We start from the raw sequence: 25,265 nt of genomic DNA on the forward strand, positions 1-25,265 counted from the left end.
CGATTCAGCGCTGGGATTCAGGTGAGGTACCGCACGGAAAAGCTGTCGCCGCTCTCCAGCAGCAGCTCCAGCGCCAGGCCGTCCCAGGACAGCTCGGCTCCGGATATCGAGAAATCCACGCCCGGCTTCTGCTCGATGCCGTGGTGCACGCACAGCTCCACCGCCAGCGGATCCGCCGGCGCATCGCTCAGGCTCACGCGGCGCGCCGCGAGCATGGCCGGCGTCACCGTGTAGCGATCCGTGCGGTAGGGAATGGCCGCCGCCTCCACGCGGCCATCCGCGCGCAGCTGCAGCAAGCGCCCTCCGCCCGGTGTCAGCAGCGGCTCGCCCGGCAGCACCAGCACACGGTCGCCATCCAGCGCCACGCCGATGCGGCGCTGCCATTGCCCGCTGCCCGGCAGGGTGGCCAGGCCTCCGCCGGGCGCCGCGTAGAGCACGTCGCCCGGCGTCCAGGCCCAGGTCTCGCAGTCCAGTGCCTGGCCTTCCGTGGCCACCGCCACCAGGCCCGCTTCCGGCCGCGTGATGGCCACGCCCAGCAGCGCCGCCGCATGCACCGGGTTGCCGGTGTCCGCCGGCACCGCGCCCGCCGCGCCGTAGGCCAGCACCTGCCCCGGCTCCAGCGGCTGCGCCGCCACCACGCGCAGGCGCGCGGCCTCCGCCGGCGCCGGCACGTCCACCGTCCTGGGCACGCGGCCGATGGCCTCCAGCAGCGCCCGCCGCTGCCGCTCCCGCGCCTCGCCGGAAGCGTCCAGGGAGGATTCCAGCCGCTCCAGGCGGATGCGAATCGCGTCCACCGCGGCGCGGGCCGCGCGGATGCCGGCCTCGCTGCCGAACTCGCGCGGCGTGTGGATCGCGGGGGTGCGTGAGGTCATGAAGGCTCCGGTGTGGCGGGAAAAGGCGGCGCGCAGGCGCGAGCCTCCCGGGCTCGCGGGCGAGCCGGGCTTGGTGTTTGAATTGAAGAATCGGCCAGACGGCCGGAGAACTAAATCAGCGATGCGACAATGCTGACACGCAGGATCAATCGCGGTTCGCAGGTTGGGCTGAGCGCAGCGATGCCCAACGCCTGCGGACAAAGTCGTTGGGCATCGCTGCGCTCAGCCCAACCTACACTTACTTCATGCTCTTGGGATCAATCGTGGAACGTCTCAAAAGCGGATCGTGGTGACGGTGAAGGCTTGTCTTCCAGAAGCCCATGCCTCCTGACAATAGTCCACCCCGCACTGCGTCAGCCCAAAGGAGTTCCACAAGGCACCCAACCGGGTCCTGTAGGTAGAGGCGTTCCCATTGATCCTACCATTCGTGCAGATCATGGAAACATGAGTATTCATCCTTGCAAATCCCATGGATTCCATATCATCGCTGTCATTGGGATCAGGAATTTCCCGGCGCTGTGCATCCAACCGACAGTTCTCCAGCGAGGACTCCTGCATCGACAGGAGAAGCCTTTCGACATCCTGCTCGGCGGATGGTGTATCGCTACTCGGCATGAGACCCCACAAAAGCAAAAGCCCCAGTCCTATCAGGACTGCCATTGCAACTGCCCTCTTCTTATTCATGGAATCCTCTTGACCTTGTTTATGCCGTTCCAGTGCTGCATCTCAAACTTCAGGTCGTCCAATGTCAGATCGCTACCGTACTGCCCGTACAGATGCATACCCAATCGGACGGCAGCCTGGTCGGCCGGGTCATCCCAACCTCTTTCTCCCCATCCCATTCTCAAATAGGCGGTGTGACGATCCTTGGGCTCAGGATGATGTTCTCGAAACTCCTGAACTCTCCTGCCACCTTCCTCGGACCAAGCTTGCACATGCCCCGCGGCGTCCAGCAATACATCTTCCGGATACCCTGCTGCCATTCCAACGTATCCATAGTGGATATTGGAGAAGACGTCGAACAGGTATCGATCATTTGAATCCGGAGAGTAGAACCATTTCGCCGAGGTTCCTTTGAAGGGATGAGTCTGTCCCTTGTTTTCTCCACCCCGCCTTAGTGTTCTTTTATGGTCCCAAGGACCATTGCCCTTCACCTTTCGCCTGAATCTGAGGAGGCCTTCGGCCTCGCCAACAAAGGTTCCTGGCTCATTCAGTCGGCGTATTCCAACAAGCGCGGTTGACCTCGAGTTCCGCATCATCTCCTCGTAGATATACGAGGCTGCCTCCCCGAACACACCATCAGGCGGCTCTGGCACCCGGAATGTCCTAGTGTCTTTCCACCATTGATAGCCAGAGTCCCCATTACGCTGTTGGGCCAAACCCTTCTGAATATTCTGCATCAATGCTTTCGATCTTTTGTTGCCGGCTTGCGCAGAATTGTGCAAATCCTGCACAACATTCAGATCGAGTCCCCTGAGAGCCGTCCTAGCTCCAGGTGCATGCGCAGGCTTGGTACCATCGTCCACGGCAGTGTTTGGGGATTCCTGCAAATCCAGGGCGAAGTCGTAGCCACGTAGGAAATCCCCCAGGAAGTTGGTCTCGCTCTGATCTTTCGTGTTCGTCATGGCATTCACTCCAGCTCCTCCATCTCCTCCGCCACCTCCACCGACTGCACCCTTGAGGTGCCCGCCAGCTCGATCTCCAGGCTGGCCTGCGCCAAGCGGTCCGGCAGCACGAACTCCATGGCGGAGGTGACGGCGCGGGTCAGCCAGGGGGCGCTGTCCGCGTACAGGGTGAGCTGCAGGTCCTCGTAGTCCGCCGCCCGCACCTGGGCACAGCCGAAGGCCGTGGGGCGCGGTAGCTGGAACAGGCGCGAGCGCCAGCGGTAGGGTCGGCGCGTGCTGCCGCCCTCCCACTGCCAGACCTGGTTGCCCATCACCAGCAGCAGGCGGTCGGTCAGCGGGTCGCTGTAGGCGGCCTGGGCCCAGAGGTCGGTGAAGACCAGGCCGAAGCCGCCGTTGCGCGCGTCCAGGATGAAGCCGCCGCGCTCGCCGCCTGTCTTCTCGTAGAAGCCGAAGTAGCGGTCGTCATGCGCCACGCCCAGCATGGAGGCCGGGTTCAGGGCCTGCCATTGCTCGCGCGTCAGCAGGCCCTCCGTCAGCAGCAGCGCGCGCCCTGGCCGTTGATGGCCACCAGTCCGTCCGGCGAGGCGTAGACGATGCCCACGTCCTTGAGGTGGGCGACGCTGCGCTTGGCGCTGCAGGCCCGCGCAATCAGCAGCGCTGTGCTCAGCGCTTTGAACTTTCTCTTTGCAACAGGCGACTCTGTATTAATTAGTCACCTTTTCGGTAGTAGTCACGATAAAGAGCTGCCTGCCGGAAGCCCAGGCTTTCTGGCAGTATCCCTCGCCACATTGCGTCAATCCCTTTTCCCGCCAAAGCGGGCTAAAGCGAGCCCTGTAGGTCGCGACAGTTGCATCTACTCTTGTTTCACCGCAGCGCATGGAAATCTGCGTAATCGAGCGGGAGTGCATCATCGACGCCATATCGTCTTCGTCATTCGGGTTCGAAATGCCGCGACGCTGTTTATCCATCCGACAATTTCCTACGTCCATCGACGAGATGGCAATCCTTAGCCTCTGGACATCCTGCTCTACAGGTGGAACTTCGCCGCCTGGAAGAAAGACAAAACCAAGAACCAAAACCATTGTGGACAATGTCAATATCACAATGGCTTTTTTTACCTTTTTCCTCATCGCTCGCTCCTCATCTTTTGAATACCTGCCCAGTTCCGAAGCTCGAAATCCAGGTCTTCCTTTGTGAGGTCGCTGCCATAATTCTTGTAGAGATGCATTCCCAGCAGGACCGCTGCCTGATCTGGCGGATCATCCCACCCTCTATGACCCCAGGCGATGCCTCGATACGCAGTATGCCCGCCATTCTGTATTGGATGCCCACGCCGAAATGCCTCGGCTCGCTTATTGCCCGCCTCCGATCGGCCTTGGGCAAATCCTGCGGCATCCAGAAGAACATCTTCGGGATACCCTGCAGCCAGGCCGACGTACCCGTAGTGGATGTTGGAGAAGACATCAAAGAAGTATCTTGAATCGTCATCAGGATTGTAGAACCACTCTGCCGACGTACCCTTGAACCGATGCACTTGCCCGGGATTGGGGATACCCCATCGCAAGGTGTTTTTGTGATCCCAAGGTCCTTCCCCTCTTACTTTCAAGCCGAATCTCAGGAGGCTGTCACCTTCGGCCAGCAAGCCTCCCTTGGCATTCCTGCCCCGCATGTAGGCAAGATCGGGAGACTCGGCGTTTCTCATCATTTCCTCATGTATGTAGGCCGTGGCCTCTGAGAACACTCCATCACGAGATGGCATCCTGAAGGTTCTCTCATCCTTCCACCATTGATATCCAGCGTCCCCTTCTCGCTGTTGGACCAATCCTTTCTCAATATTCTGCATCAGTGCTTTCGATCTTTTGTTGCCGCCTTGCACAGAATTGTGCAAATCCTGTGCAGCTTTCCGATCGATCCCCCTGAGCGCCGTCTTGGAGGCGGGGCTATGTGGACGTTCCGTCAGGGCACCCTCGTCGGTGCTTTTGGATTCCTGCAAATTCAAGGCAAAGTCGTACCCATGAAGAAAGTCCTTGAGGAAGTTGGTCTCGCTCTGATCTTTCGTGTTCGGCATGGTGTTCACTCCAGCTCCTCCATCTCCTCCGCCACCTCCACCGACTGCACCCTTGAGGTGCCCGCCAGCTCGATCTCCAGGCTGGCTTGCGCCAAGCGGTCCGGCAGCACGAACTCCATGGCGGAGGTGACGGCGCGGGTCAGCCAGGGGGCGCCGTCCGCGTACAGGGTGAGCAGCAGGTCCTCGTAGTCCGCCGCGCGCACCTGGGCACAGGCAAAGGCCGTGGGGCGCGGTAGCTGGAACAGGCGCGAGCGCCAGCGGTAGGGTCGGCGCGTGCTGCCGCCCTCCCACTGCCAGACCTGGTTGCCCATCACCAGCAGCAGGCGGTCGGTCAAAGGATCGCTGTAGGCGGCCTGGGCCCAGAGGTCGGTGAAGACCAGGCCGAAGCCGCCGTTGCGCGCGTCCAGGATGAAGCCGCCGCGCTCGCCGCCTGTCTTCTCGTAGAAGCCGAAGTAGCGGTCGTCATGCGCCACGCCCAGCAGGGAGGCCGGGTTCAGGGCCTGCCATTGCTCGCGCGTCAGCAGGCCCTCCGTCAGCAGCAGCGGCGCGCCCTGGCCGTTGATGGCCACCAGTCCGTCCGGCGAGGCGTAGACGATGCCCACGTCCTTGAGGTGGGCGACGCTGCGCTTGGCGCTGCAGGCCTGCGGCGATTCCAGCTTGCGCATGGACATGGCGTCCGGCGTGTAGCCGGTGGCCACATAGGGGTGGGACTCGGTCAGCACCACCAGGCTGGCGTCGATCGCGCCGATGGCCACGATGGGATAATCCGTGGCCAGGCGGTAGTCCAGCGGAAAGGCGTGGTAGCGCCCCTGCGCGGAGAACACCAGCTCGTTGCGGGAGAAGCCGGCGAGAAAGCCGTTGGGCATGGCCAGCAGCCCGCGCAGGTCGGCCGGCGGCAGGTCGTAAAGCTGCGATTCCAGCACGCTGCCCAGGTCGGCGTCCGTCTTGCTGTCCACGTAGGTGACCTGGTCCAGCGGGATGCGCTCCACGCGCAGGTAGGCGCTGCTGCCGGCGCCGGTGGCGGAGCGGTACAGCGTCTTGTGGCTGATGCCGTAGCCGGCCGGCGCCGTGGCGGGCGTGTCGATGCGCACCGGGGCGTTGTTGCTGCGCTGCACGGTGCGGCTCACCGGGCTCGGCGGGCCTTCTTCCCCGAACTCGTTGGTGTAGGTCCAGACGTAGTTGGTGAAGACGATGCTCTCCGGCCGGTCCGGCTCCGGCGCGGTGACGGACAGCAGCACGTTGTCCACCCAGCTGCGCTCGCTGGTCTCGTTGGAGCGGGACTTGAAGCCCACGCAGGAGCCATTGACCTCGATCTCCGCCTCGTGATTGCTCACCACCGCGACGCCGCTGTCCAGCCTGGTGACGCGCAGCTTCAGCCGCGCGGCGGCGGCGCTGATGGTGTTGACCTCCGCCACCACGCGGACCCAGCGGTTCTTCAGCGAGGAGGCGAGCTGCGCCAGCGGCGAGCCGCCCTGGTCGCCCCAGGCCCCGTAGCGCATCAGCCGGCAGCCGTTCTCGCCGACATTGATGCCCACGCCATAGCCTGCCGCGCTGGCGTAGAGCATCAGCGTGAGGTTCTCCACGGCATACATGTCGGCCTCGATGCGCGCCTTGGGGCTGGTGGCCAGGCCGATGTCCTTGTACAGGTAGCTGACGCTGTTGTTCTGCGTGAAGCGCCAGCTCGGCGCCTCGCGCCCGGTGCCGGGGTCGATCTCCACGCGCGTGACGCCGCCCTCCGGGCCCTTGATCCAGCCGTCGAAGGAGCTGCAGTCGAAGGGCTCCTCGTAGTCCATGGCCGACAGCTCCAGGCTGTCCAGGTAGGCGTCGTTCTGTCCCGCTCCCTCGCGCTCGAAGATCATCACCAGGCGCACGGTCTCGGCCCCGGCCGGCACCTGGCGGGAGACACTGCGCTGCACCCAGCCCAGGGCCGGCGTCACCGCCTGCACCGGCGCGATGGCCTCGCCCACCGGCAGGTTGTTCTCGTCATGGAAGCGCAGCCCCATGGCCGCCGCGCTGCCGGCGGGCCCGCTGGCCTGCCACCATTTCAGCTCCAGCATCTGCTGCGGGAAGACGTGCGCCGACGCCAGCAGCAGCGTCTGGTGCGCCTCGGTCCGCGCCGCGCCACCGCCGCAGAAGCAGTAGCTGCCCTGCTGCGCCGCCAGGCCGGCAGCGTCGCCGGACGTGCGTACATCCAGGTCACCCTCGTCCACGATCCAGCCGGCCGTGCCGCCGGACTCGGCGCCCGGGTTGGTGAACTCCACGTTGCTGGCGTCGGGCACCACGGTGTCCAGCGCCAGCGCCGGCACGGCCTCCGGCGCCGGCACGCCCAGCAGCAGGCTGTCGCAGGGATACCGCTGCCCGCAAGGGCCGATGGCCTTGGCCAGGTTGGTGACGCGCGGGGCGTCGGTGCCGCTGAAGTAGCTGCGCTCGGTGCTGTCGCCGGCGATGGGCCCGCGTGCCACGTCCACCGACACGGCCTCCGTGCCCAACTCCGCCGCCGTCCAATGCAGCCAGTGCTGGCGCGCCATCAGGTGCAGGCTGCGCACCTCGCCGCTCTTGAACAGCGCGCTGTTGAAGCCGGGCTCCAGCCAGGCTTCCAGGTCGCCGCTCAGCAGGCGGGCGTTGAGCGCGGTCTGCGCTGCCTCCGGCGGCAGGCGCTGCGGTGCCACGCGCGGCATGACGCCGCGCGAGGGCGTGAGGGAGATCTTCACTCCAGGTTCTCCGAGTCGTCGATGAGGGTGATGTCGGACGTCATCTGCAGCACGGTGACGTCGCCGTCCACCAGGCCGAACTTCACGGCGAAACTGTGCTCGCCGTTCCCGTCGGGCAGCGAGGTCCAGCGCGGCTCCGACTCCATCTCCTGCGGCGAGGTCTCGGGGCTATAGCCATAGGCGTAGTACACCGGCAGCGGCTTGTCGACCGGCAGGCGGTGCACCACCAGCAGGGCCATCTTGTTGCCCAGCTCGGCCAGGTTGGCGCGCGGGCGGTTGTGCTGGACGACGATCTGGTTGTGGTAGCGGAACGAATTCGGCGTGCTGTCGAGCAGGCCGCGGTAGACATTCGGCTTGCCCAGGCGCGAGCCGTTGCTGGAAGTTCCCCAAAGCACGAAAGCCCGGCGGATGAAGGGATCGTTCTGCGTCCCGCTCACCTCCATGTCGCCCTGAAACACCGTCTCCATGCTGAAGTAACGGGCCTGCGGCGTATCCTGCTGCAGGGCGTTGTCGAAGCCGAACAGCTCGAAGTTCAGGATCCGCGCCCCGGTCACGTCCACCTGCAGGCCGCCGGAGAGGTCGATGTCATCGGCCACCGGGTAGAGCAAGGGAACCTCCAGCCCCTCGACCGTGCCGCTCTGGCGCGGGCCGAACTGGATGCTCCCCTCGGACGGAAGATAGTGAACGCCCGGAATCATCAGCGGAATGTCATCGAAGGACCCCGGGCGCCTCGCGTCCAGCGTCCGCCAGCGGCAGCCATAGGCCTGGCCGTTGCCGCTCGGGAATGCCGCACCATGCGCCGACAGGACCTGGGCCGGCAGGGCGTCGGAGAGGGTGCCCCAGCCGTTGCCGATGTCCAGGCGGATCTCTCCCCCATGCAGCACGCAAGGCGCTTCGGTGGCGGGGTCGAATACCGTGAAGCGCTGCCCGTAGTCGTCGAAGCGGACGACCACCTCGCGCCGGCCGCCGGCCGGCACCTCGTAGACCTGTGGATCGCCGATGATCTGGCCATCGCCCCAGGACGCGCCCACCGTGAGCTGCGTGCCCTGCTCGCTCTCGATCTGCAGCAGGAGCAGCGCGCTGGCCTGCGGCAGCAACCCGGCGATCACCACGTCCAGCTGCGTGCTGCTGTCGGTGAATCCCGGCGGGATGACCACGCGCTCGCAGGGGACCGACGGCCCCCAGCGGAAATGCCGCCAGCCCTCGCTGCTCTCCGGCTCGCCGCTGGCCAGCGGCAGCGCCGCCAGCGCTGCCAGGTTGCACTGCACCTGGTCCGCCGGCGGGGGCTCCTCGACGCCCGGCGAGGTGCCGTGGCGGCGGTGGACGTACCCGTAGCTCATGCGAACCTCCGGGGCAGCACGCGCAGGCCGCGCGGCAGGTGCGCCCGCAGCGCGCGGCCCTTGGCGTTGACCTTGGCGGCATGGAACAGCAGCCCGTGGCGCGCCGCCGCCTGCGGCGAAGACCAGGCGGCGCCCTCCAGCGCGCAGACGCGTGCCAGCGCGCCGTCCGCCAGCGCGTGGTCGTACTGGCGCACGATATCGTCACCCACGCTGTCGGCCTCCGGCGCCGGCTGCACGATCACCGAAACCCATGCGGGCTCGGAGAGATCGTCCGCGTCCTCCGGCGGATACGGCACCAGCTCCAGCGTGGCCGGCGGCAGCCACAGGAAGGCACTGGGCCGCCCCGGCCGCTGCGGCAGCAGGCGCGGGTCCGCCGGCTGCAGCGGCTGGCCGCGGTACTCCACCGCGTCCGCGCCGATGATCTCCTCCGCGCCGTCCTCCGGCACCAGGTCGTAGTGGCTTACGCCCGCCTCCAGCGCCAGCTCCAGCGTGCGCCGCGCAAACCAGCTGTCGCGGCAGAACTCGCGCGCGGCGTGGCGCAGCGCCTCCCGCAGCAGGAAATCCGGGCAGCCGGGCGCCTGCCGCCGGCACAACGGCAGCAGCGAGTCGAGCGCGGCCATCAGGCATCCTCGCCCGTGCGGGCCGCCACGTCCGGATCGGTGGGCGCAAAGGAGAACTGCAACTGGGACTTCAGCCCCAGCGCATTGGCGAACAGCGTCATGTAGGCGCCGGAGCGGTTCATGTCGCCGGACTTGCTGCTCTTGGCGTAGGCATAGGCCACCACCCAGTTGTGCAGCGGGTTCTCGTAGAGATCGTCCAGAGGCAGCGTCTGCGCCGCATCGGTCACCGCGGGCAGCGCCTTGACGCCCTGCAACTCCACCCAGCCCTCCGCGGCCGGGAACACGTAGAACAGGCGCGGCAGGCGCTTGTCGTGGCAGTAGTGCAGCACGGCATCGCCGCTGGACCCGTGCCAGTCCGGGTAGCTGTGGTCCAGCTCGTTGCGCTCCACCTGGCGGATGGCGCGGCCCGGCGTCTGGCCGTCCGCGCCCAGGTTGCGCACCAGGCCCAGGAACTGGACGAAATCCGCCGGCAGGTCCTGGCGCGTGCCGGGCACCAGCTCGAAGGCCTCCGCCGTGGCCGCCACGTCCGGCTTGGCGGCCACGATGGCGCTGATGCCGGCATTGAGGTAGTCCAGCAGCTCCGTGGGCGACCAGCGCACGCCGGTCTCGTCGAACAGCGTGCGCGCGGCGCGCTGCAGCACGCGGGAGCAGGCAATGGTTCCCATGGCTCAGTGCTCCTTGCCGCCGAAGGCATCGGCCTGGCGCTGCGCTTCCGCCGCCGCGGCCGCATCCACGGCCGGAACCGCCGCCAGGCGCTTTCGGAGCTTGAGCGTGTCGCGCTGGCGCCGCGCCTGCCGCTGGTCCTGCTGCTCGCGCATGCCGGCTGCCGCGGCCGCGCGCACCTGCGCACGCTCGCGTGCGAGGGCGATGTTGTCGACATGGTCCGCGGGCAGCTCTTCCACGGTCTTGAAGCGCGCACTGGCCGCCAGGCGCGCGCTATAGGGGTATACCGCGCCGTCGGCGCGGATCAGGTACTTGGGCATGGGGACTCCTGGGTGAGAAAAAGAACAGCGGAAACGAAAAAGCCCGCCAAGTGGCGGGCTTAGGGTGCAGCTTGTTGATGTAGGCCGGGCTGGGGGCGGGCTATTTATCCTCGTCCGGCCAGATGCATACCTTCACGTGCTTGAACGATCTAGTGTCGAGCCCCTGAGGCTTATCGGACAGGGTGGTGCCTCCCCATTCCGGGCTCATCAGGTGCACATGATCGGGTTCTTCGCTCTTTGCCAGGTGGATCAGAATATCCGCCAACTCGAGAAGGCTCTTCCGGTCACCATGGACGTGAAGTGTTTCGTTGCCCGCGAATTCGAAGCTCAACATGTCTTCCTCATTTTACTTCCGGATCAATTCGTCCCCGAGAGGAAACTTTCTCTTTTCCTTCTTCGAGTTTAGCCCGTCTTTCATACGATGGACATCAACGTGGGGAAGTTCATAAATCTTGCCGTATTTCTGCCCCCCATCCAAATAGTACTTCCGGCCGCTCTTCGGATGAAAATAAGATCCAATCCCTGCCGATGGATCAAGCCCCTTCTTCGAGAAATCGCGCCCCGTCAGAAGCTGGTCTATGTCAGGAAAGGTCTTTCCGTAAAAAGGATTCTCCCCCAACCCCCTCCTGACAGGGAGATCACGCGGCAGTCCAAATTCGTCCATGCCCGCTCGGTAGGATCGATATTCTTCCGAGTTGAGCATCGTGTTGTTGTCCGGGCGTTGATGCCTTTTGGCCTTTAGCCTAGAAAGTTCCATGCGGGAAGCGGGGTCGCCCGCTCCAAAAGCGTGATTCGGTCTTTTTGGAGGGCACTGCAGCTTCCTGGCATCCGGCAGCACGCGTGCCAAGGTGTCGGCAATGAACCGTTGCCAGTCCAATTCACCTTTCACCGAGCTCCGCAAGTCTGGCGCGCTCCCGTCTTCTTTCCTTGCGGATCGAGTGATGTCATTGGGAATTCGCCACCCGCTTCCGACAAGGAGTGCCGCCGAGGCTGCCAGTGCTGGATTGCCCGTAGAAGCTCCAGCATTCTCCGCAGCCAACATCGAGATTCCGCCACGCAGACCCTCCTCGACCGCTTGGCGTGAGCCATCGCGCAGGCCGAAGATTGCAGCCGATCCACCCCGACCGAAGGCGAATGCTGCCCGATCCGCCCCGGAACCCGAGTCCACCGGCCCCATCAAGGCACCGGTCCGCGACAGCTGGCGGGCGATCCAATCTCCGCTACCAATGACCTGCGAACGATCCAGCAGATCAGGCATGAGGTCCTGCCGGCCCATCAGGCCTACGGCCGTGCCGTACCCCGCCAGACCCAGGTCCGCAACATTGGCCACGGTATCCACCGGCAGGCCAAACAAATCCGCGGAAAGGCCGCGCTGCACGCCTGCCAGGCCGGATACGCCAACACCTTGAAGGCGGGTTGGAGCCTTGTTGTCTTGAGGCATGGTGAGGTCTTGTAGAAAGCCCAAGAAAAAAGCCCCGGCTTCCCGGGGCCTCGTTACCGCTGTACCGCTTACTTCTTCTGGTGCGAGCCGGTCTCGCACCAGGCCTTGCGGCCACCGCCCTTCTTGCGCGTGCCGTCCGGCGTGGCGCCGGGTTGGGTGTAGGGGTTCACCGGCTTGGCGAGCTTTTCCTTGCAGTTCATTTGGGTTCCTTGGGTTGATGGATTCAATACTGCGCAGGATGAGAGAGTTACAGACACCCTCTCCCCTGCCCCTCTCCCGCTTGCGGGAGAGGGGATTTACAGCGGGCTTACAGTGCCGACAGGTCCGGCGTGACGCGGCCCAGGGCCAGGTAGCGCGGCTCCACCACCTTGTAGCCGTAGACCGCCAGGCCGCGGATGGCGGAAGCGAACTTGGTCTGCAGGCGGATGACCTCGGCGTTGATGAACTGGTTGGCCCAGGTCACTCCGTCCTTGTGGCCGGCGACGATGGGGGTGACGTTCAGCGCCGCGTCGGTGTAGTCGGCGAGCTGGTTGGACTCGTAGATCGTCAGGCCGTCGATGGTGCCCAGGCGGCCGTTGCGCAGCGTGCCCTCGGCGTCGCCGGTGATGAGCGCCGACTTCACGTCCGTGTTCTTCAGGATGGTGCAGAACCAGGCCGGCAGCACGACCCAGCGGCCGACCTTGGAGACGCCCTGCTCGGTCAGCGCCTGGTTCATGCGCATCAGGAACTTGATGGCGTTGTCGGCGTCGATCACCACCGGCGCGCCGACGGCGCCCAGGTCGATGGCGCCGGACTTCTTGCCGGCGCTGGCGCCCTGGTTGTCGGCGTGGATGTCCAGGATGATGTCGGACAGGAACTCCGCGTCCTGCTTGAGGACGACCTGCTCGGCGGCGTCCTCGGCGTACATGTCCATCAGGCCCATGTCGCTCTGGATGCGGTCGACGTCGTCCAGCACCACGGCGTAGTACTTGCCGCGGTTGAGCTCCAGCTCGGTGGCGCTCTCCTCCGGCGTCTCGTAGGCGATGTCCAGGTTCTTCTGGTAGTCGCCCACCGAGACGTCCGGCGTGCGGCGGATGATCACCTTGTCGCCCAGGCGGGTGACTTCACCCTCCCAGTCGTTGCTGGTGATCTCGCCGCAGACGGTCATGTCGTAGTGCTTGACGGTGGCCTTCTGCGAGAACAGCGTCGGGATGTACTTCGACGTGCCCGCGCCGTTGGCGGAAAGATTCGGGTAGGTGCCCGAGATCGGCATGTTTGCCATGTGTGTTGGTCCTTGTATGGGTTGGGTATTGAAACTCGATGGGCTAGGCGCCCCTGGCGGTCCGTTCGTGCTGAGCTTGTCGAAGCACGAGCAGACCGCCGTGACGGCCGGCCGGGCATCCGTTCACCCTTCGACACGCTCAGGGCGAACGGATGGGATGGACCTTCAGGCGATCCTGCCGGCCATGTACGCCTCGTCGATGCGCTGCTGCATCGCGGCCTGCTCCTGCGCGCGGCCACGGTAGCGGCCCCGCGCCACGTCGGCCTGGAACTGGCGGATCTGCGCCTGGCTCATGGCGGGGCGCGGATCGGGCGGCGGGTTGCCGCCGTCGGGCGAGCCGTCCGGCAGCAGGCGCTTGCTCGGGTCGCGCACACCGGGGCGGGCGCCCTGGCCGCGCAGGTAGTCGCGGAAGACGCGGGCCACGCGGCCGGCATCGCGGCGCTGCTCCAGGCGGTACAGCAGGGCCTGGCGCTCTTCGCCGGTGGCCTCGTCGTGTTCCGCCAGGTAGGCCAGGAAGCGCGGGTCGGCATTGACCTGCTCCCATTCCGGCACCTGCCGCGCCAGTTCGGCGATGAAGCCGTCATAGGCGCCCTGCTGCTGGCTGCGCTGCGTCTGCGCCACGCGCTCGCGGGTGTCCTCCAGCTCCTGGCGCAGCGGCGCCAGCGAGGACTCCATCGCGTTCTGGAGCTGCGGCTGCAGCGTGCGCTGCGCGGCGCGCAGCACCGCCCGCAGGTGGTCCTCGCCGTAGTGCTCGATCTGCTCGGCGCTGAAGTGCTGTGCCAGGTCCAGGCCCGCCAGCGGATCGCGGCCGGCGTCGATCTGCCCCTGCAGGCCGGCCAGTTGCCGCTGCATCTGCTGCAGTTGCGCCGCCTGGTCCTGCTGCTCGCGCGCGCGCTCCTCGCGCTCCTTGCGCAGCACGCCCTCCGTGGTGCGGAAGCGCGCGTGCCAGTAGTCCGGCGTGGAGCCCGGGTCCGGCAGTGCCGCCTCGGCGGCCGGCTCGTCCGCGGGCGCCACCGCTGGCACCGGCTCCACCTCGGGAGCGGGTGCCGCTGCGGGGTCCGGGCCGGGCTGGGCCAGCTGCGCCTCCAGTTCATTGGCGGCGGCGATCTGCTTCTGGATATTCCTCGGGTAACGTCGGCTCATCGGGTTTTCTCCACGCCGCGACGCGCCGGGGCCCGGGACGGGTCGGCGGTGGGGCGTTGGTGGTGGGTGGAAACAAAAAAAGCCCGGCGATGGCCGGGCTTTGGCGAGCTGCGGACGCAAGCTCTCTGGGAACTATTTTACGCGGGTGTCGGGGCGGCTCATAACGGAGTTCCGTATTTCTTCAGCCCCGCTCCCGATGGCGGGATGCTTCCGCCCTACGGGGTGCGCGGCTTCATCGCCTGCAGCATGGCGGCCATCTTCTCGTGGATCAGGTTGATGGCCTTGAGCGGGCGCAGCATCACCTTGAAGTCGATGACCTGTCCGGCTTCGTTCCAGCGGATCATGTCCACGCCGTTGACGCGGATGCCGTCCAGCTCCAGCTCGAACTCCAGCACCGCGTCGCGGTCCACGCGGACCTCGCGAACGTAGCGGAACGTCTCGTTGCCGAACACGGCGAAGGCGGCGGCGAGGTACATCTTCGTCAGCGCCTTGCCGGCCTGGGGCGTGTGCACCACCGGCGAGTGGAATACCGCATCCTCGGCCAGCAGGGCATCCAGGCCCTTCACGTCCTTCTGCTTCATCAGCCGGTGCCAGGTTTCGATCGGATCGGGGTGCATGGGAATCTCCTAGTTCAGGGAATGCAGGACGATCAGCGCCCAGAGCCCCAGCACGGCCAGGAAGTTGATCGTGAAGACCAGGCCGCGGAGCCGGATGTTGGTGGTGAGGATCTGCACCAGGCTGTGCAGCACGCGCCCGGCGACGAAGACCCAGGCCAGCGGCAAGGCCAGATTGCCGGGGGCCGACTGCATCAGGATCAGGCAGGCCGCGTAGAAGAACAGCGGCCACTCGAACTGGTTGGAGAGGTTGGCGCTGATGCGGGGCTCCACCGCCGCCCAGGGATTGCTGCCGTCAGACCGGCGGCCGATGCCCCAGATCTTCGGCGCCCTGGCCACGGTCAGCAGCACGTACAGGAAAGCCGCCAGCGCCACCTGGGCGGCCATGGGGATGATCAGGGGGTGTGACATGGATACGTTCGCCTCTGGTGAATGGCTCTTACATGAAAGCTACTTGGCACACCTCACTGATGCTCGTGGGCTAAAGCCCACCCTACGCTTACTGCCCTGATGAACTGAGAAATGTCCCAGTCCCTCACAAAAACAACACCTTCACCGAAGTGAATGCCGCTGGTAGCCATATCGCTTTGCCGGCTTTCCGTCTATGCCCCGCCTTCCCGCAGAGCCTGTCCGACACATTCCTCCCAATCCTCCCAAGCTGCGGGGTCAGCGGGAACACCATCACCCAAGAATTGCATGGCCCCCAACAAAGAGCCGATGTCGTCCGACTTCGTTAACTGATACTCCCGTTCCAGGAACAGGAACATCGCCTTGTAGGCTTCTTTTTTGGACAACTTTATCTGATCGTTCATCACTTCCACCCTGGTCTTTCTGAGGAAGCCAATCCCGTTACAGCAAGCGTAGGGCGGGCTTTAGCCCGCGCGGCTAATGGGGCGGAGAATACTAAGCGTGGGCTACCACCTACCCTACACTTGCTGGTATCCAGGCCCGAGTGGATCGAGGCATGCAGCGATGATGCCAGTGTTGGGAGAGTTCGCGACAGGCGGGTCGAGGACCCGCCCTACTCGGGCTACCGCTTCAACCACCGCGACGAAGACCTGAAACCCTTGCTGTATCAGCTTCTCAGCCACATCAGCACCCGCGAGATTCAGTCCATTTTGGTCCGGAATTAGGGGGAATTACCTTTGAGAATACAAGCGTGGGCTAAACCCACCCTACGCTCGCTGCATGCGCCAAAAAAAAACCGCCATCAGGCGGGATTCTTCGGGCTTACCAGATTTTACGCTTGGCAGGGTCGAGGTTAGCAATGAAAGACAAGTACTCCTTGTCATACTTCCTGAACGCTTCGTCCACGAGCTTTCCCGAACTATCACGGTACAGCTCTGCCCCCGAAGGCTTGATAGGTCGCTTCGTCGAGGCTTCCGCTTTCGAGTTCTTTTCGTAGGATTTCATTCAATTTCTCCTGAATATCATTATATCGAATCTCAGGCACTCGATCCATTTTGGTTAGATTATTGCCCGAGCAAGCGTAGGGCGGGCTTTATCCCGCGCGGCTAATAGGGCGGAGAATACTAAGCGTGGGCTAAAGCCCACCTTACACCTGCTTCTGAATTGGCAGTTCACTGGGCAGATTATTTCAGGAACACCCTACGCTTTCTTATTCAGCCCCTTGCAGCGATGTGGGACGGCGGAATACAGGAATTCGCGACGGACATGGGCAGTGACTCGCTCTACACGGGCTGATCAAGCTCGTCAAGAATCCGCAACGCCTTCTTGTACTTCTCCTGCCGCTTCAGATCTTTGTCAGTGACATCGCTTAGCCGTGTCAGATCCATGTTGTCCTTGAGATCTTCCACCTTCACCCTCCTCGCCAAAGGATTGGCTGCAAGTCTTTTTATGAAGCCCTCGTAGTCTTCGCCCTTGCGGCGAGTCAGGCAATCAACTGCACTAACCACCGACTCTGGGAAACCCAGGACGCGAAGATCCTGCAATGAAACATCCCCGTCTTCCACCACGTCATGCATAACGGCCGCCATCATTTCTGCGGCACTGCTCATGCGGAGCATCAGGCGCAGAGGATGAAGAATGTAGGGACTACCACCCTTGTCAATCTGCCCTTGATGCGCTTTGCAAGCCAAGGTGATTGCTGCCTCGATGTTGCTCATTTTCACCTTTGAGCACTAGCTCACTTCGATTAAAGGAGCGTTGAGAATGCCAATCGTGGTAAAGCTCGCCCTGGTATTTCTTCTAATCAATCGGCATTTCCCATAAGCCTCAGAACCTTATCAATGGTTTTCAAAACGGATTGATGATCGTATTTATCATTCGCATCCTGCTTCTTCAACCAGCGCAAGTAATCTACGAACATGGTTTTTCGCTGAATTTCGGCCAAGGCTTCGTCCAACTCCATGTCTCGCACTCCTGGGGCAGAGCTATCAAAATCATCCATCCACGCCAGGCAAGCATCCAGAAGCCATCCGGCTGTGCTTTCACGCTTCAGGTATTCCTCGCAATGGATGGCAACTGCCCTGATGAACTGGGATACGTCCCAGTCCCTCACCAAAACAACACCTTCACCAAAGTGAATGCCACTGGTGGCCATCTCGCCTTCCCGGTTATCCATCCATTTGCAATCTGATCGTTTACTACTTACTTTCACCTTGGTCTTTCTGATTAGGCCACGAACATATCGATATCATCCAGCGCATCAGAAACACAGCTTGAAATGCGAGGGTCGCTCGCCTTCGCATGAAGAGATGGCAACACTTTCTCTCGATCAAGCTTGCCGTGGATCCTGGCGATATGACCAAGGCAAGTGGCAGCCAAGCAAGCTAAGTATTCGTCATTATCTTCAAGATAGTGCAGACACTTATCCTGAACCCACTGCCAGTCATCATCGTAGAAGGCAATGGATACCAGCGCCCTGCAAATCCTCTTCGGGTCATTTGAAGCGAATGCCTCGAGAGCATATTTCCTGCTCGCCCACTGAACGTCTGCTTTTTCATTCATCTGCGCTTCCTAATATGCGACCACGCCGATCCGCCATGCCTGCTTTACGCAGAGCGTTCTGCATATCGATATGCAACTGGTCCCAAGACCTAACGTGTCCATGATAGGTGCCGTATTCTGTCCTATCAAACACCACGAACTCACCGGTATCGTAGTCGATTCCAATCCGCCTTCCGGAAGATTCCTTGACCGTAACCGAGCTGTCGAGTGCGCTTTGTCCGTTTCGTGGCCCCCTGCTTTTCCTGCCGATCTCGATGTTCTTGTGATAATCAACCGGCTCAAAATTCAGGCGGCGTGCCGCACCGAGATTGTCCTCAATAGGATCGGTTACTTGTAATTCCGCATCCGCTGTCTCCTGAGAAGGGCGCCACTCCGCATCACCCAATTCCTGTGAAGGCCTTGATTGAAGAGGCGATCGTTCCTCCGTCATCTTGCGAGACAGCCTCTGATAGCCTCCTGCCTTCGCGCTCCCTACCTCCACCTCCAGCGGGACCAACATGGCAGGCCTTATAGCGGAAGCGATCACCTCCTTCCAGTCGGCACCGACAGGATTCTCAGATGTCCCCACCCCATCACTGCCCTGACGCGCCTGAATACGCGCAGCATCTCTAGCTGCCGGATTCGCCTGGCGATATCCGCCGATCTTCGCTTCTGCTATCTGTCCAGGCGCGCCTGCCAGCCCTCCAAGCACCGAAAGCAGAACATCACCGCCTTCAATTTTTCCGCGCGCAGCCCATTGCGAAGCTGCTTCGGTGATCGAAGAAATCAAGGTCTGCACAGGCAATTGGGCGGCGAGATTGGCAAATTCACGCCCCAACGGGGGGAGGCTGGAAGGGGCCAGCATTCGCGTACCCAGTGCACCGCCAAGCCCCCCTCCCGCTGCCACGATGGACGCCTTTCTACGCGCTTCGCTGCGCGCAGTCGCCATCACCCCCGCATCGCTCATTGCTCTCTGCAGAGACTGCTTGCTCCGAACATCGACCCCTTGGCGGGCCAAAGAATGAATCAGTTCAGCCGCATATTCCTGGTCGTACGCCGACTTGGTGCCGAATCCGATACCAGAAACTGCCGCAACGCCCTTGTCGATGCTCCGCCCTCTGCGCGCTAGCGTTAGTTGCAGGGCCATTTCCGGAGTGGCCGCCATCAGGCTTGGCGACAAAGCTCCAATGGCTCCTGCAGGATCAGCGGCGATTGCCGTAGCCTTTTCACGCAGTCCAGATGCCGCAGAATACTTTCGCTCAAAATCATTCTGTGGCGAAATTGACAGACTCAGCGCTTCCTTGGCGATCAAGCCTCTCTGCTGATTCAGTTGTTCCCTGACATCTGCCAGCCTGCGATTTCGCGTTCGGGAACTCCTGGGAATAATCGGTCGCAGGCTGAGTGGCGCTTCTTCCGGCTTCATGTATGCCGACTCAATCTCGGCCAAGTCGCGTTCACGTTCGATTGCCAGCCGCTGACTCCATAGCGAGCGCGCCTGACGCATCCGATCCGCTAACTTCGGAGCCTCGACCTGTCGCCACTGTTCGGGCGGCGATCCTCCGAGGCTCTGCCGCAGGAAATTCTGGCCATAGTCTGGTCCCATCAGCGCTCGCCGCTGCGGGGCAGCGTTGCGGTGTGGTGGCGACAAGGGTGGCGGGTCCAGCACGAAGCCTGGCGGTAGTTCCGCCGGGTTAGGGTGTTTCAGTGGCATGGGGCTCTCGATAAAGGATGGGGCTAGCCGCGCTGCGCGCGCGCCAAAGCCTGCTGCGCGGTCTGCGGGGCCTTGAGGAGTTCTTCCAGCGCCAGCGCGCGGCCCTGCGAGCGGTGCAGCGCGGGGCCGTCGAGGCGGCGGTTGGCCTCGTCGGCCTGGTTGAGCGAGGCGGTGAGCCAGTCGCGGTAGAGTTGGTAGTCGGGATTGGCTTGCAGGCGCAGCAGGGCGGCGCCGAGGCGCGGATCCAGGGTTTGCATGGGGTCTTTATGACTATGGATCTTGATGGGCGCCCGTTCATGCTTCGACAGGCTTAGCACGAACGGGGAGAGGTCGGGAGTTCAGGGGGAGCCATCCATGGCGAGGCTGCGGCTACTTGAATGAGCCTCCGGGGCGGCCATCCGTGGCCGCCCGTGATCTGCCGCAGGCGATGCCATTCGGGCATCGCTCAAGCGCGGCAAATCACCCCTCTCCCACAAAGGGAAAGGGAGCAGGAGCGACAGAGGGTTCCAGCAATGACGGTTCCTGCCTCTCCCGCGCCGCCAGCTCCTCCTCGCTCGGCATGATGTCGTCCACGCGCAACTCCAGGCCCTCGAAGTACTGGCGCAGCAGGGCGGCGCGGCCGCGTTGGCCGATGATGCCGAGGTCCACGGGGTTGGCGGTGGCGGCCAGGGCCTGCTGGCGGCGCTGCTGGGCCTGGTCCTTGATCAGCAGGGCGGCGGTGCCGCGCGGCACCACGGCGCAGTCACCCTTCAGCCCGGGTTCGTCCACATACAGCATCACCCAGTTGAAGGCCTGGGTGACGGTGCGCGAGATCACCTGCGTGTCGATGTTGGCGATGCCGCGGCGCAGGCCCTTGGCGGCGGCGTTGAGCAGCATGGACAGGCCCGAAGCGGTCTCCCCTGCTCCGCCGACGCGGTCGTTGCCGTAGGCGTAGCGCGGGATGCCGGTGGCGTCGTCGGCGCGGCGCTCGAAGTTCTCGAACACGGCCAGCAGTTCCTGCGCGTTGCTGCCGGGCTGGAAGAAGCCGATGGGCGCGCGCTGCGCGGCGTTGGGGTCGCTCTTGAACTGCCAGATCTTCCAGGGGTGCATCTGCGTGATGGCTTCGCCGTCGGCCAGGCGGTCCACCTCCATGTAGACCTGCGGGCCGCTGGCGATGCCGAGGTTGCTGACCAAGGCGCGGGCGGAGGCGTTGCAGAGGTCTTCGTGCGGCTCGCACATCTCGGGGATGGCGCGGCCCCAGAAGGCGCCGGGGATCGCCTCGTAGCAGGCCTTGTGGTACGGGCGCTGGCCCAGCGGATCGTCGTTGACCACGCAGCGGATCAGGTGCTCGCCGACCAGGATGGCGTCGATCTCGTAGGGGCGGTCCGGATCGTCGACCTCGGCGGCGTCGTAGCCCCAGTCCAGCAGCAGGCGGCCGGGCACGGCGCCCCAGTAATGCAGGCCGTCGGTGAGGTCGTCGCGCGTCAGCCAGTCGTAGCTGCTGTCGCCTTCCAGGCGGTTGCGCTCGGCGTCGGTCCAAAGCCAGTGGCGCAGGCCGCCGCCGCGCGCGCCCTGCAGCACCTGGCGGATGTCCCACTCGGAGTTTCCGGGGATGCCGATCATGGCGTAGAGCTCCGACTCGGTCAGGCGCAGGCGCTCGATGAAGTCGCGCTCTTGCGGGCTGCGCGCATGCGGCGCGGGGTAGCAGTCGAAGGGGCTGATGCGCTTCCAGGCCAGGCCGTGGCCCTCGCTGACGGCGGGCGTGGCGCCGCCCAGCCATTGCAGGCGACGCTGGCGGCGCGTGTAGGGACCCTTGAGGATGGCGGCGGGATAGGTGGAGAAGTCCTCGATGAACTCGTCCAGCGCGGCGTCGTAGCCACCCTCGTCCATCAGGTCGGCGATGCGGTCGGCCATGCGCGCGGCGCGGCGCTGCGCTTCCTTGCGCTCGTCCTGGCGCAGGCGGCTCTCCAGCTCGCGCGCCTGCCCGGCCACCTGCTCGCGGAACTGCCGGGGGTCCTGCGGCTGGCCGGCGGCGATCATCTGCTGCCGTGCCTGCCGCGCGGCGCGCAGCAGCAGTTGCCGGCGCTGCGGCGGCGGCAGGTCGGGCAGCGTGCTGGGCTCCAGCGCCCAGGCGCGGTCGGCGGCGGGCATGAGGATGTCTCGGATCCAGGCGGCGGCGGCGCGGCTCTTGGTGGCGGACAGCGGCATGAACAGGCCGGTGGCGCAGCCTTGTTCCTGGAACTCGCGCAGCTCGCTGTCGGCATACACGCCCTTGCGGCGGCGCAGGCAGTTGAGCAGGCGCCGGTCGATCTGCTCGCGGGCGCGCTTGTTGCGCTGCCAGGCGGACTGGATATGGGCGACGAGCTGCGAGGGCGCCTTGGGCGCGGATGGCGGCGGGGGCTGGTCGCGCTGCTTGAGCTGGTCGGGGGTCTGCAGGTGGAGGAGGCCGAGGGTGGGCATGGGGTTTCCTTGGGAATTACTCCTCTCTCCCGCTGGCGGGAGAGAGGCTGGGAGAGAGGGTTTCTGCAAATCAGGGGAGGGCTGACGAGGGTCGATCTACCGGAATCCTCTCCCCTCACCCTCTCCCATGAAGGGGAGAGGGGAACCAGCGGCTCAGCGCCAGCGCACGGGCTGGATTTCGCGCGCCTGGGTGTTGCGCGTGTCGGTTCGAGCATCGCCGGCCACGGCACCGGTGCGGAAGGCGTCGGCGGCATGGGAGGACCAGTCGTGCAGGGGCTGGTCCTTCCAGCAGCCGCGCACGGCGTCCCATTCTTTGCGGTAGTGCTCCAGGGCCTTGCGGCCCTCGGCGGTGCGGCTTTCGTCGAACCAGCATTGCGGCAGCAGGCGGCGCACGGCCTCGATGCCGTCGGCCACCTTGAGCTGCGGGGCGATGTCGAAGCGGATGCCCAGCTCGGCGGCGGCCTGCAGGCGGCTCTTGGCGTCGTTGCCCAGTTCGCGCACCCGCAGGTCGTGCGGGCCGACATGGCGGCTGTAGACGATGCCGTGCTGCCTGGCCCGCTGTTCCAGCACGCCGCGATAGTGGGCCAGGCCCTCGCCGCTGTTCTCGTAGTAGTCCACCACGCGCAGTTGCAGGCCCTGGCGCTGCAGGAACCAGATGGCGGTGCTGTCGTCCACGCCGAGGTCCCACCAGGTCTCCACCTGCAGGCTGCGGTCCCAGGGTACTTCGCAGACGCGGCCGGCGCGGTAGGCCTCCAGCAGCAGGGGGCCGTAGTAGGCGCCCTCCGTGCTCTGCTGGAAGGCCTCCTCGGGCGTGGAGGGATACTCGGAGCGCACGTCGTCGCCCTGGTCGCGCCATTTGCGCGCGTACCAGCAGCGCTGGCCGCGCGTCAGCGCGCGGCCGATGCGCGCTTCGGTGTCGTGGAAATAGCGCAGCTCGGCCTCGGTGAAGACGAAGGCGGGTTCCTCCACGCTGTACTCCGGATGCTCCCACCAGGGCAGGAAGGAGAAGCGCCAGTCGCCGTGCAGCAGCGGCGCGTCGGCGCGTCGCTGCTGCGCCTGGCGGCAGAGCTCGTAGAAATGTCCGGCGCGGCCGCGGGCGGTGGACTCGATGACCTTGATGCCGCCCCGGGGGACGGCCTCGAAGGCGCCGGTGCGGATCTCCTGCGCGCGACGTGGATAGTGCGCGCAGATGTAGCCGTACTCGGTGACGTGCAGGATCTGCACGGTGCCGGAGCGGAAGGTGAGGCCCACGCGGAGGCTGGAACCGTTGGCGAAGATCATCTCGCTCTCGGTCTCCTTGACGGTGGGCACGGCGGCGCGCAGCTCCGGCGGCAGGTTGTCGTAGGCGAACTTGATCTTGTCGCGGAAGATCACCTTGGCGTCTTCCTTGGTGTGGGCGATGACGCCCACCGACACGTCGCGGTTGAACAGGCAGGTGTCGAGCCACAGCATGCAGTAGCCGGTGGTGATGCCGAGCTGGCGCACCTTGAGTTCCAGGTTGTTGTGCGCCAGGTGCCCGTAGGCACGCTGCTGTGCCCAGTTGGGTGCGAAGCGGATGCGCTTTCCTTCCTTGTCCTTGATCCAGTAGAGATTCGACAGGCGCCAGGCGCGGTCGGCCAGCGGGGAGACTTCAGCGGCGGACGAGTCCATGCAGGCCTCCATTGTGTTGCGCGGCTTCGGAGAGAAGCTGCGCCAGGCTGCCCTCGCCTTCCGCTTCCTGCGCGACACCGGCATCGAAGACGCCCAGGGCCTTGCCCAGCAGTTCCAGGGCCTTGAGGCGGTCGATGGTCTGCAGGCTGCGGACCTGCTTGGTCTCGGTGCTGCCCTCGTCGTGCTCGTCCTTGCGCTTGAGTCCGCTCTGGTCCTGCCACTCCAGGCCGGAGATGGCGGCGGCGGTGTCGTCGTCCCAGTCCTGCGGCGGCCTGAGGTTGCCGGCGGCGTCGAACAGCCGGCGCACGTCGAAGCGCGCGGCGCGGGAGAGATGGGCCAGGACTTCGTCGCGGCCCATGTGCTGCGCGGCCCAGGGGTTGTTGCCTTTGGATTTCATGTCTGGCTCCTGGCTCAGAACACCCAGCCGAGTCGCGCCCGGCCCTGCAGGGCACCGCCGTCTTCCACGCTCAGTTCCACGCCGACGCGGAAGCGGCCGAGGTCGCGCTCCAGCCAGAGGCCGGGCCGCTCGCGGCGCAGGTCCAGGCTGGCGCCGGCGGCCCAGGCGCGCGTTGCCGGCACCGGGACGGGCTCCAGCGCCAGGTCCAGCGCCCGGGTCACTTCGCCGTCCGGCGAACTGGCGACCACGCGGCGGCCGCCGTCGAGCTGCAGCAGCGACAGGTCCAGCGACAGCGGCGGGCAGTCCTCGCGCGCAGGCTGCACGGTGAGAGCGACGCGGCGCTCTTCCTTCCCGCCGCGCGGCAGGAGGTGGGGCGTCCGGGGGAGATCGGCAGGCGGCGCCGCACGCGCTGCGACGATGCTGCCGTCGCGCTGGCGCAGCGCCGGCAGGGGACGGCGGTCCTCGACCGCGGCGACCGGCGCCGGATGCAGGCTCCAGCCGATGACGCCGCCCGCCAGGATGCCGAGCAGCAGGACCAGGGCCAGCAGGACCAGGTAGAGGCGGCTCATGACGGGCGCTCGCACAGCTCGCGCTCCGCGGCGCGGCGCCGCTCCAGGCCGGGCAGGCGGACGCCGCGCGCGTGGACCCAGCGGCCGAGTTCCGCGCAGGCACCGGCGTAGTCGCCGGCATTGAGCCGGCGCGCCAGCGTGGAACGGCAGAACGCGCGCGAGCCGACGTTGAAGCTGAAGGAGGTGAAGGCCGCGCGCTGGCCCGGGGTGAGCGGCACGCGCACGCAAGCCATCATGGCGTCATGCGCCGCGAGCAGTTCGCGGCCCAGCAGGGCCTCGCACTGCGCGCGCGTGGCGGTGTCGCCCAGGCGCACGCCGGCGGTGCTGCCGTAGCAGATCGTGGGAATGCCCACCGGGTCGCGGTAGGCCGCGGTGCGCAGGCCCTCGAACCCGGCCACCAGCACGAAGCAGCCGAGCAGGCCTGCAGCGGCGAGCCGGGCCTTCATGCCCGCCCCCGCAGCTCGCGCCGCCACTTCCACAGCAGGTGCGCGCCCTGCAGCGCGAGATAGGCCAGCGTGAACCAGCCCACCAGGTCGTGGACGGTGATGCCGCTGAAGAAGGCCAGCACCGGCGGGCCGGACCTGGCCGCGGCGGCGGTGACATCGCCTCGCATGTCGATCATCGAAGGTCTCCGGAAACGAAAAAGCCCGGCGCGAGGGCCGGGCGTTGGGGGGAAGAAAGCGCGCAGGCAGGAACGACAAAGCCCGGCACGGGGCCGGGCTTGTCGAACTCTGGACGCAAGCTCTCTGCGGACTATTTTACGTCCGGGGAAGCGGTACTCCTAACGGAACTCCGTTTTCTTTCATGACCGTGGCCCTGTGCCTGTCCCTTGAGGAGAGGCACCTGATGGATGCGAGCCTTGAGGCCGGGGA

General features: G+C 65.0%; 31 protein-coding genes. All 31 read right to left on the reverse strand.

Annotated features, from left to right (window positions below; all coding sequences use genetic code 11):
- Window positions 1–17: 17 nt before the first annotated feature.
- Complete coding sequence (locus C3942_RS07410) at window positions 18–872, reverse strand: DUF2190 family protein (protein ID WP_104229740.1); 855 nt, start codon at window positions 870–872, stop codon at window positions 18–20.
- A gap of 273 nt (window positions 873–1,145) precedes the next feature.
- A complete protein-coding gene (locus C3942_RS07415) occupies window positions 1,146–1,556 on the reverse strand; it encodes a hypothetical protein (RefSeq protein ID WP_133164256.1) in 411 nt (136 codons plus the stop codon).
- On the reverse strand, window positions 1,553–2,497 hold the full coding sequence (locus C3942_RS07420) for a polymorphic toxin type 44 domain-containing protein (protein WP_104229742.1): 945 nt from the start codon (window positions 2,495–2,497) through the stop codon (window positions 1,553–1,555). Before C3942_RS07420 ends, C3942_RS07415 begins: the two co-directional genes overlap by 4 nt.
- A gap of 5 nt (window positions 2,498–2,502) precedes the next feature.
- Entirely contained in the window at window positions 2,503–2,979 is a 477-nt protein-coding gene (locus C3942_RS07425; protein WP_104229743.1) for a hypothetical protein, read from the reverse strand.
- Between the two features lie 222 nt (window positions 2,980–3,201).
- On the reverse strand, window positions 3,202–3,627 hold the full coding sequence (locus tag C3942_RS22010) for a hypothetical protein (RefSeq protein WP_133164257.1): 426 nt from the start codon (window positions 3,625–3,627) through the stop codon (window positions 3,202–3,204).
- Window positions 3,624–4,565, reverse strand: coding sequence for a polymorphic toxin type 44 domain-containing protein (locus C3942_RS07430; protein WP_243393549.1), 942 nt, complete (start codon window positions 4,563–4,565; stop codon window positions 3,624–3,626). Before C3942_RS07430 ends, C3942_RS22010 begins: the two co-directional genes overlap by 4 nt.
- 5 nt (window positions 4,566–4,570) lie before the next feature.
- On the reverse strand, window positions 4,571–7,276 hold the full coding sequence (locus C3942_RS07435; RefSeq protein WP_104229745.1) for a hypothetical protein: 2,706 nt from the start codon (window positions 7,274–7,276) through the stop codon (window positions 4,571–4,573).
- Window positions 7,273–8,616, reverse strand: a complete 1,344-nt coding sequence (locus C3942_RS07440; protein WP_104229746.1) for a hypothetical protein — start codon at window positions 8,614–8,616, stop codon at window positions 7,273–7,275. The genes C3942_RS07435 and C3942_RS07440 overlap by 4 nt, the downstream gene beginning before the upstream one ends.
- A complete protein-coding gene (locus C3942_RS22015) occupies window positions 8,613–9,236 on the reverse strand; it encodes a hypothetical protein (protein ID WP_104229747.1) in 624 nt (207 codons plus the stop codon). The genes C3942_RS07440 and C3942_RS22015 overlap by 4 nt, the downstream gene beginning before the upstream one ends.
- The gene (locus C3942_RS07450) at window positions 9,236–9,901 is read right to left on the reverse strand and encodes a phage adaptor protein (RefSeq protein WP_104229748.1); all 666 of its coding nucleotides are present in this window, start codon (window positions 9,899–9,901) and stop codon (window positions 9,236–9,238) included. The genes C3942_RS22015 and C3942_RS07450 overlap by 1 nt, the downstream gene beginning before the upstream one ends.
- A 3-nt stretch (window positions 9,902–9,904) precedes the next feature.
- Complete coding sequence (locus tag C3942_RS07455; RefSeq protein ID WP_104229749.1) at window positions 9,905–10,219, reverse strand: hypothetical protein; 315 nt, start codon at window positions 10,217–10,219, stop codon at window positions 9,905–9,907.
- Between the two features lie 100 nt (window positions 10,220–10,319).
- Window positions 10,320–10,553: an Imm32 family immunity protein gene (locus C3942_RS07460; protein WP_104229750.1), complete on the reverse strand. Its 234-nt coding sequence runs from the start codon at window positions 10,551–10,553 to the stop codon at window positions 10,320–10,322.
- A gap of 12 nt (window positions 10,554–10,565) precedes the next feature.
- Entirely contained in the window at window positions 10,566–11,660 is a 1,095-nt protein-coding gene (locus C3942_RS22020; protein WP_133164258.1) for a hypothetical protein, read from the reverse strand.
- Window positions 11,661–11,728: 68 nt separating this feature from the next.
- Window positions 11,729–11,860: a hypothetical protein gene (locus C3942_RS22830; RefSeq protein WP_279331023.1), complete on the reverse strand. Its 132-nt coding sequence runs from the start codon at window positions 11,858–11,860 to the stop codon at window positions 11,729–11,731.
- A gap of 107 nt (window positions 11,861–11,967) precedes the next feature.
- Window positions 11,968–12,921, reverse strand: a complete 954-nt coding sequence (locus tag C3942_RS07465; RefSeq protein ID WP_133164259.1) for a phage major capsid protein — start codon at window positions 12,919–12,921, stop codon at window positions 11,968–11,970.
- A gap of 165 nt (window positions 12,922–13,086) precedes the next feature.
- Window positions 13,087–14,064 (reverse strand): hypothetical protein, encoded by a 978-nt coding sequence (locus C3942_RS07470; protein WP_104229752.1) that lies wholly within the window; start codon window positions 14,062–14,064, stop codon window positions 13,087–13,089.
- Between the two features lie 215 nt (window positions 14,065–14,279).
- Window positions 14,280–14,681, reverse strand: coding sequence for a nuclear transport factor 2 family protein (locus tag C3942_RS07475; protein ID WP_104229753.1), 402 nt, complete (start codon window positions 14,679–14,681; stop codon window positions 14,280–14,282).
- 9 nt (window positions 14,682–14,690) lie between these two features.
- Window positions 14,691–15,089, reverse strand: coding sequence for an MAPEG family protein (locus C3942_RS07480; RefSeq protein ID WP_104229754.1), 399 nt, complete (start codon window positions 15,087–15,089; stop codon window positions 14,691–14,693).
- A 191-nt stretch (window positions 15,090–15,280) separates the two neighbouring features.
- Window positions 15,281–15,490, reverse strand: a complete 210-nt coding sequence (locus tag C3942_RS07485) for a hypothetical protein (protein WP_104229941.1) — start codon at window positions 15,488–15,490, stop codon at window positions 15,281–15,283.
- A 418-nt stretch (window positions 15,491–15,908) separates the two neighbouring features.
- Window positions 15,909–16,091, reverse strand: coding sequence for a hypothetical protein (locus C3942_RS07495; protein WP_104229756.1), 183 nt, complete (start codon window positions 16,089–16,091; stop codon window positions 15,909–15,911).
- Window positions 16,092–16,369: 278 nt separating this feature from the next.
- On the reverse strand, window positions 16,370–16,804 hold the full coding sequence (locus tag C3942_RS07500) for a bifunctional (p)ppGpp synthetase/guanosine-3',5'-bis(diphosphate) 3'-pyrophosphohydrolase (protein ID WP_104229757.1): 435 nt from the start codon (window positions 16,802–16,804) through the stop codon (window positions 16,370–16,372).
- Between the two features lie 86 nt (window positions 16,805–16,890).
- Window positions 16,891–17,262: a hypothetical protein gene (locus tag C3942_RS07505; protein WP_104229758.1), complete on the reverse strand. Its 372-nt coding sequence runs from the start codon at window positions 17,260–17,262 to the stop codon at window positions 16,891–16,893.
- A gap of 50 nt (window positions 17,263–17,312) precedes the next feature.
- Window positions 17,313–17,648 carry a hypothetical protein gene (locus tag C3942_RS22025; protein WP_133164260.1) on the reverse strand — a complete coding sequence of 112 codons (336 nt, stop codon included), beginning with the start codon at window positions 17,646–17,648 and terminating at the stop codon, window positions 17,313–17,315.
- Window positions 17,641–19,050 (reverse strand): hypothetical protein, encoded by a 1,410-nt coding sequence (locus tag C3942_RS22030; RefSeq protein ID WP_133164261.1) that lies wholly within the window; start codon window positions 19,048–19,050, stop codon window positions 17,641–17,643. Before C3942_RS22030 ends, C3942_RS22025 begins: the two co-directional genes overlap by 8 nt.
- Window positions 19,051–19,361: 311 nt before the next feature.
- Window positions 19,362–19,595 carry a hypothetical protein gene (locus C3942_RS07510; RefSeq protein ID WP_104229759.1) on the reverse strand — a complete coding sequence of 78 codons (234 nt, stop codon included), beginning with the start codon at window positions 19,593–19,595 and terminating at the stop codon, window positions 19,362–19,364.
- 202 nt (window positions 19,596–19,797) lie between these two features.
- Window positions 19,798–21,777 carry a portal protein gene (locus C3942_RS22230; protein WP_165797368.1) on the reverse strand — a complete coding sequence of 660 codons (1,980 nt, stop codon included), beginning with the start codon at window positions 21,775–21,777 and terminating at the stop codon, window positions 19,798–19,800.
- Between the two features lie 153 nt (window positions 21,778–21,930).
- Window positions 21,931–23,427 (reverse strand): terminase large subunit, encoded by a 1,497-nt coding sequence (locus C3942_RS07520; protein ID WP_104229760.1) that lies wholly within the window; start codon window positions 23,425–23,427, stop codon window positions 21,931–21,933.
- On the reverse strand, window positions 23,408–23,824 hold the full coding sequence (locus C3942_RS07525; RefSeq protein WP_104229761.1) for a terminase small subunit: 417 nt from the start codon (window positions 23,822–23,824) through the stop codon (window positions 23,408–23,410). The genes C3942_RS07520 and C3942_RS07525 overlap by 20 nt, the downstream gene beginning before the upstream one ends.
- A 14-nt stretch (window positions 23,825–23,838) precedes the next feature.
- Entirely contained in the window at window positions 23,839–24,393 is a 555-nt protein-coding gene (locus tag C3942_RS07530) for a hypothetical protein (RefSeq protein ID WP_104229762.1), read from the reverse strand.
- On the reverse strand, window positions 24,390–24,839 hold the full coding sequence (locus C3942_RS07535) for a lysozyme (RefSeq protein WP_104229763.1): 450 nt from the start codon (window positions 24,837–24,839) through the stop codon (window positions 24,390–24,392). The genes C3942_RS07530 and C3942_RS07535 overlap by 4 nt, the downstream gene beginning before the upstream one ends.
- Window positions 24,836–25,015, reverse strand: coding sequence for a hypothetical protein (locus C3942_RS07540; RefSeq protein ID WP_104229764.1), 180 nt, complete (start codon window positions 25,013–25,015; stop codon window positions 24,836–24,838). The genes C3942_RS07535 and C3942_RS07540 overlap by 4 nt, the downstream gene beginning before the upstream one ends.
- Window positions 25,016–25,265 lie beyond the last annotated feature (250 nt).

Source organism: Solimonas fluminis, from assembly GCF_002930645.1.
GTDB classification, from domain to species: domain Bacteria; phylum Pseudomonadota; class Gammaproteobacteria; order Nevskiales; family Nevskiaceae; genus Solimonas_A; species Solimonas_A fluminis.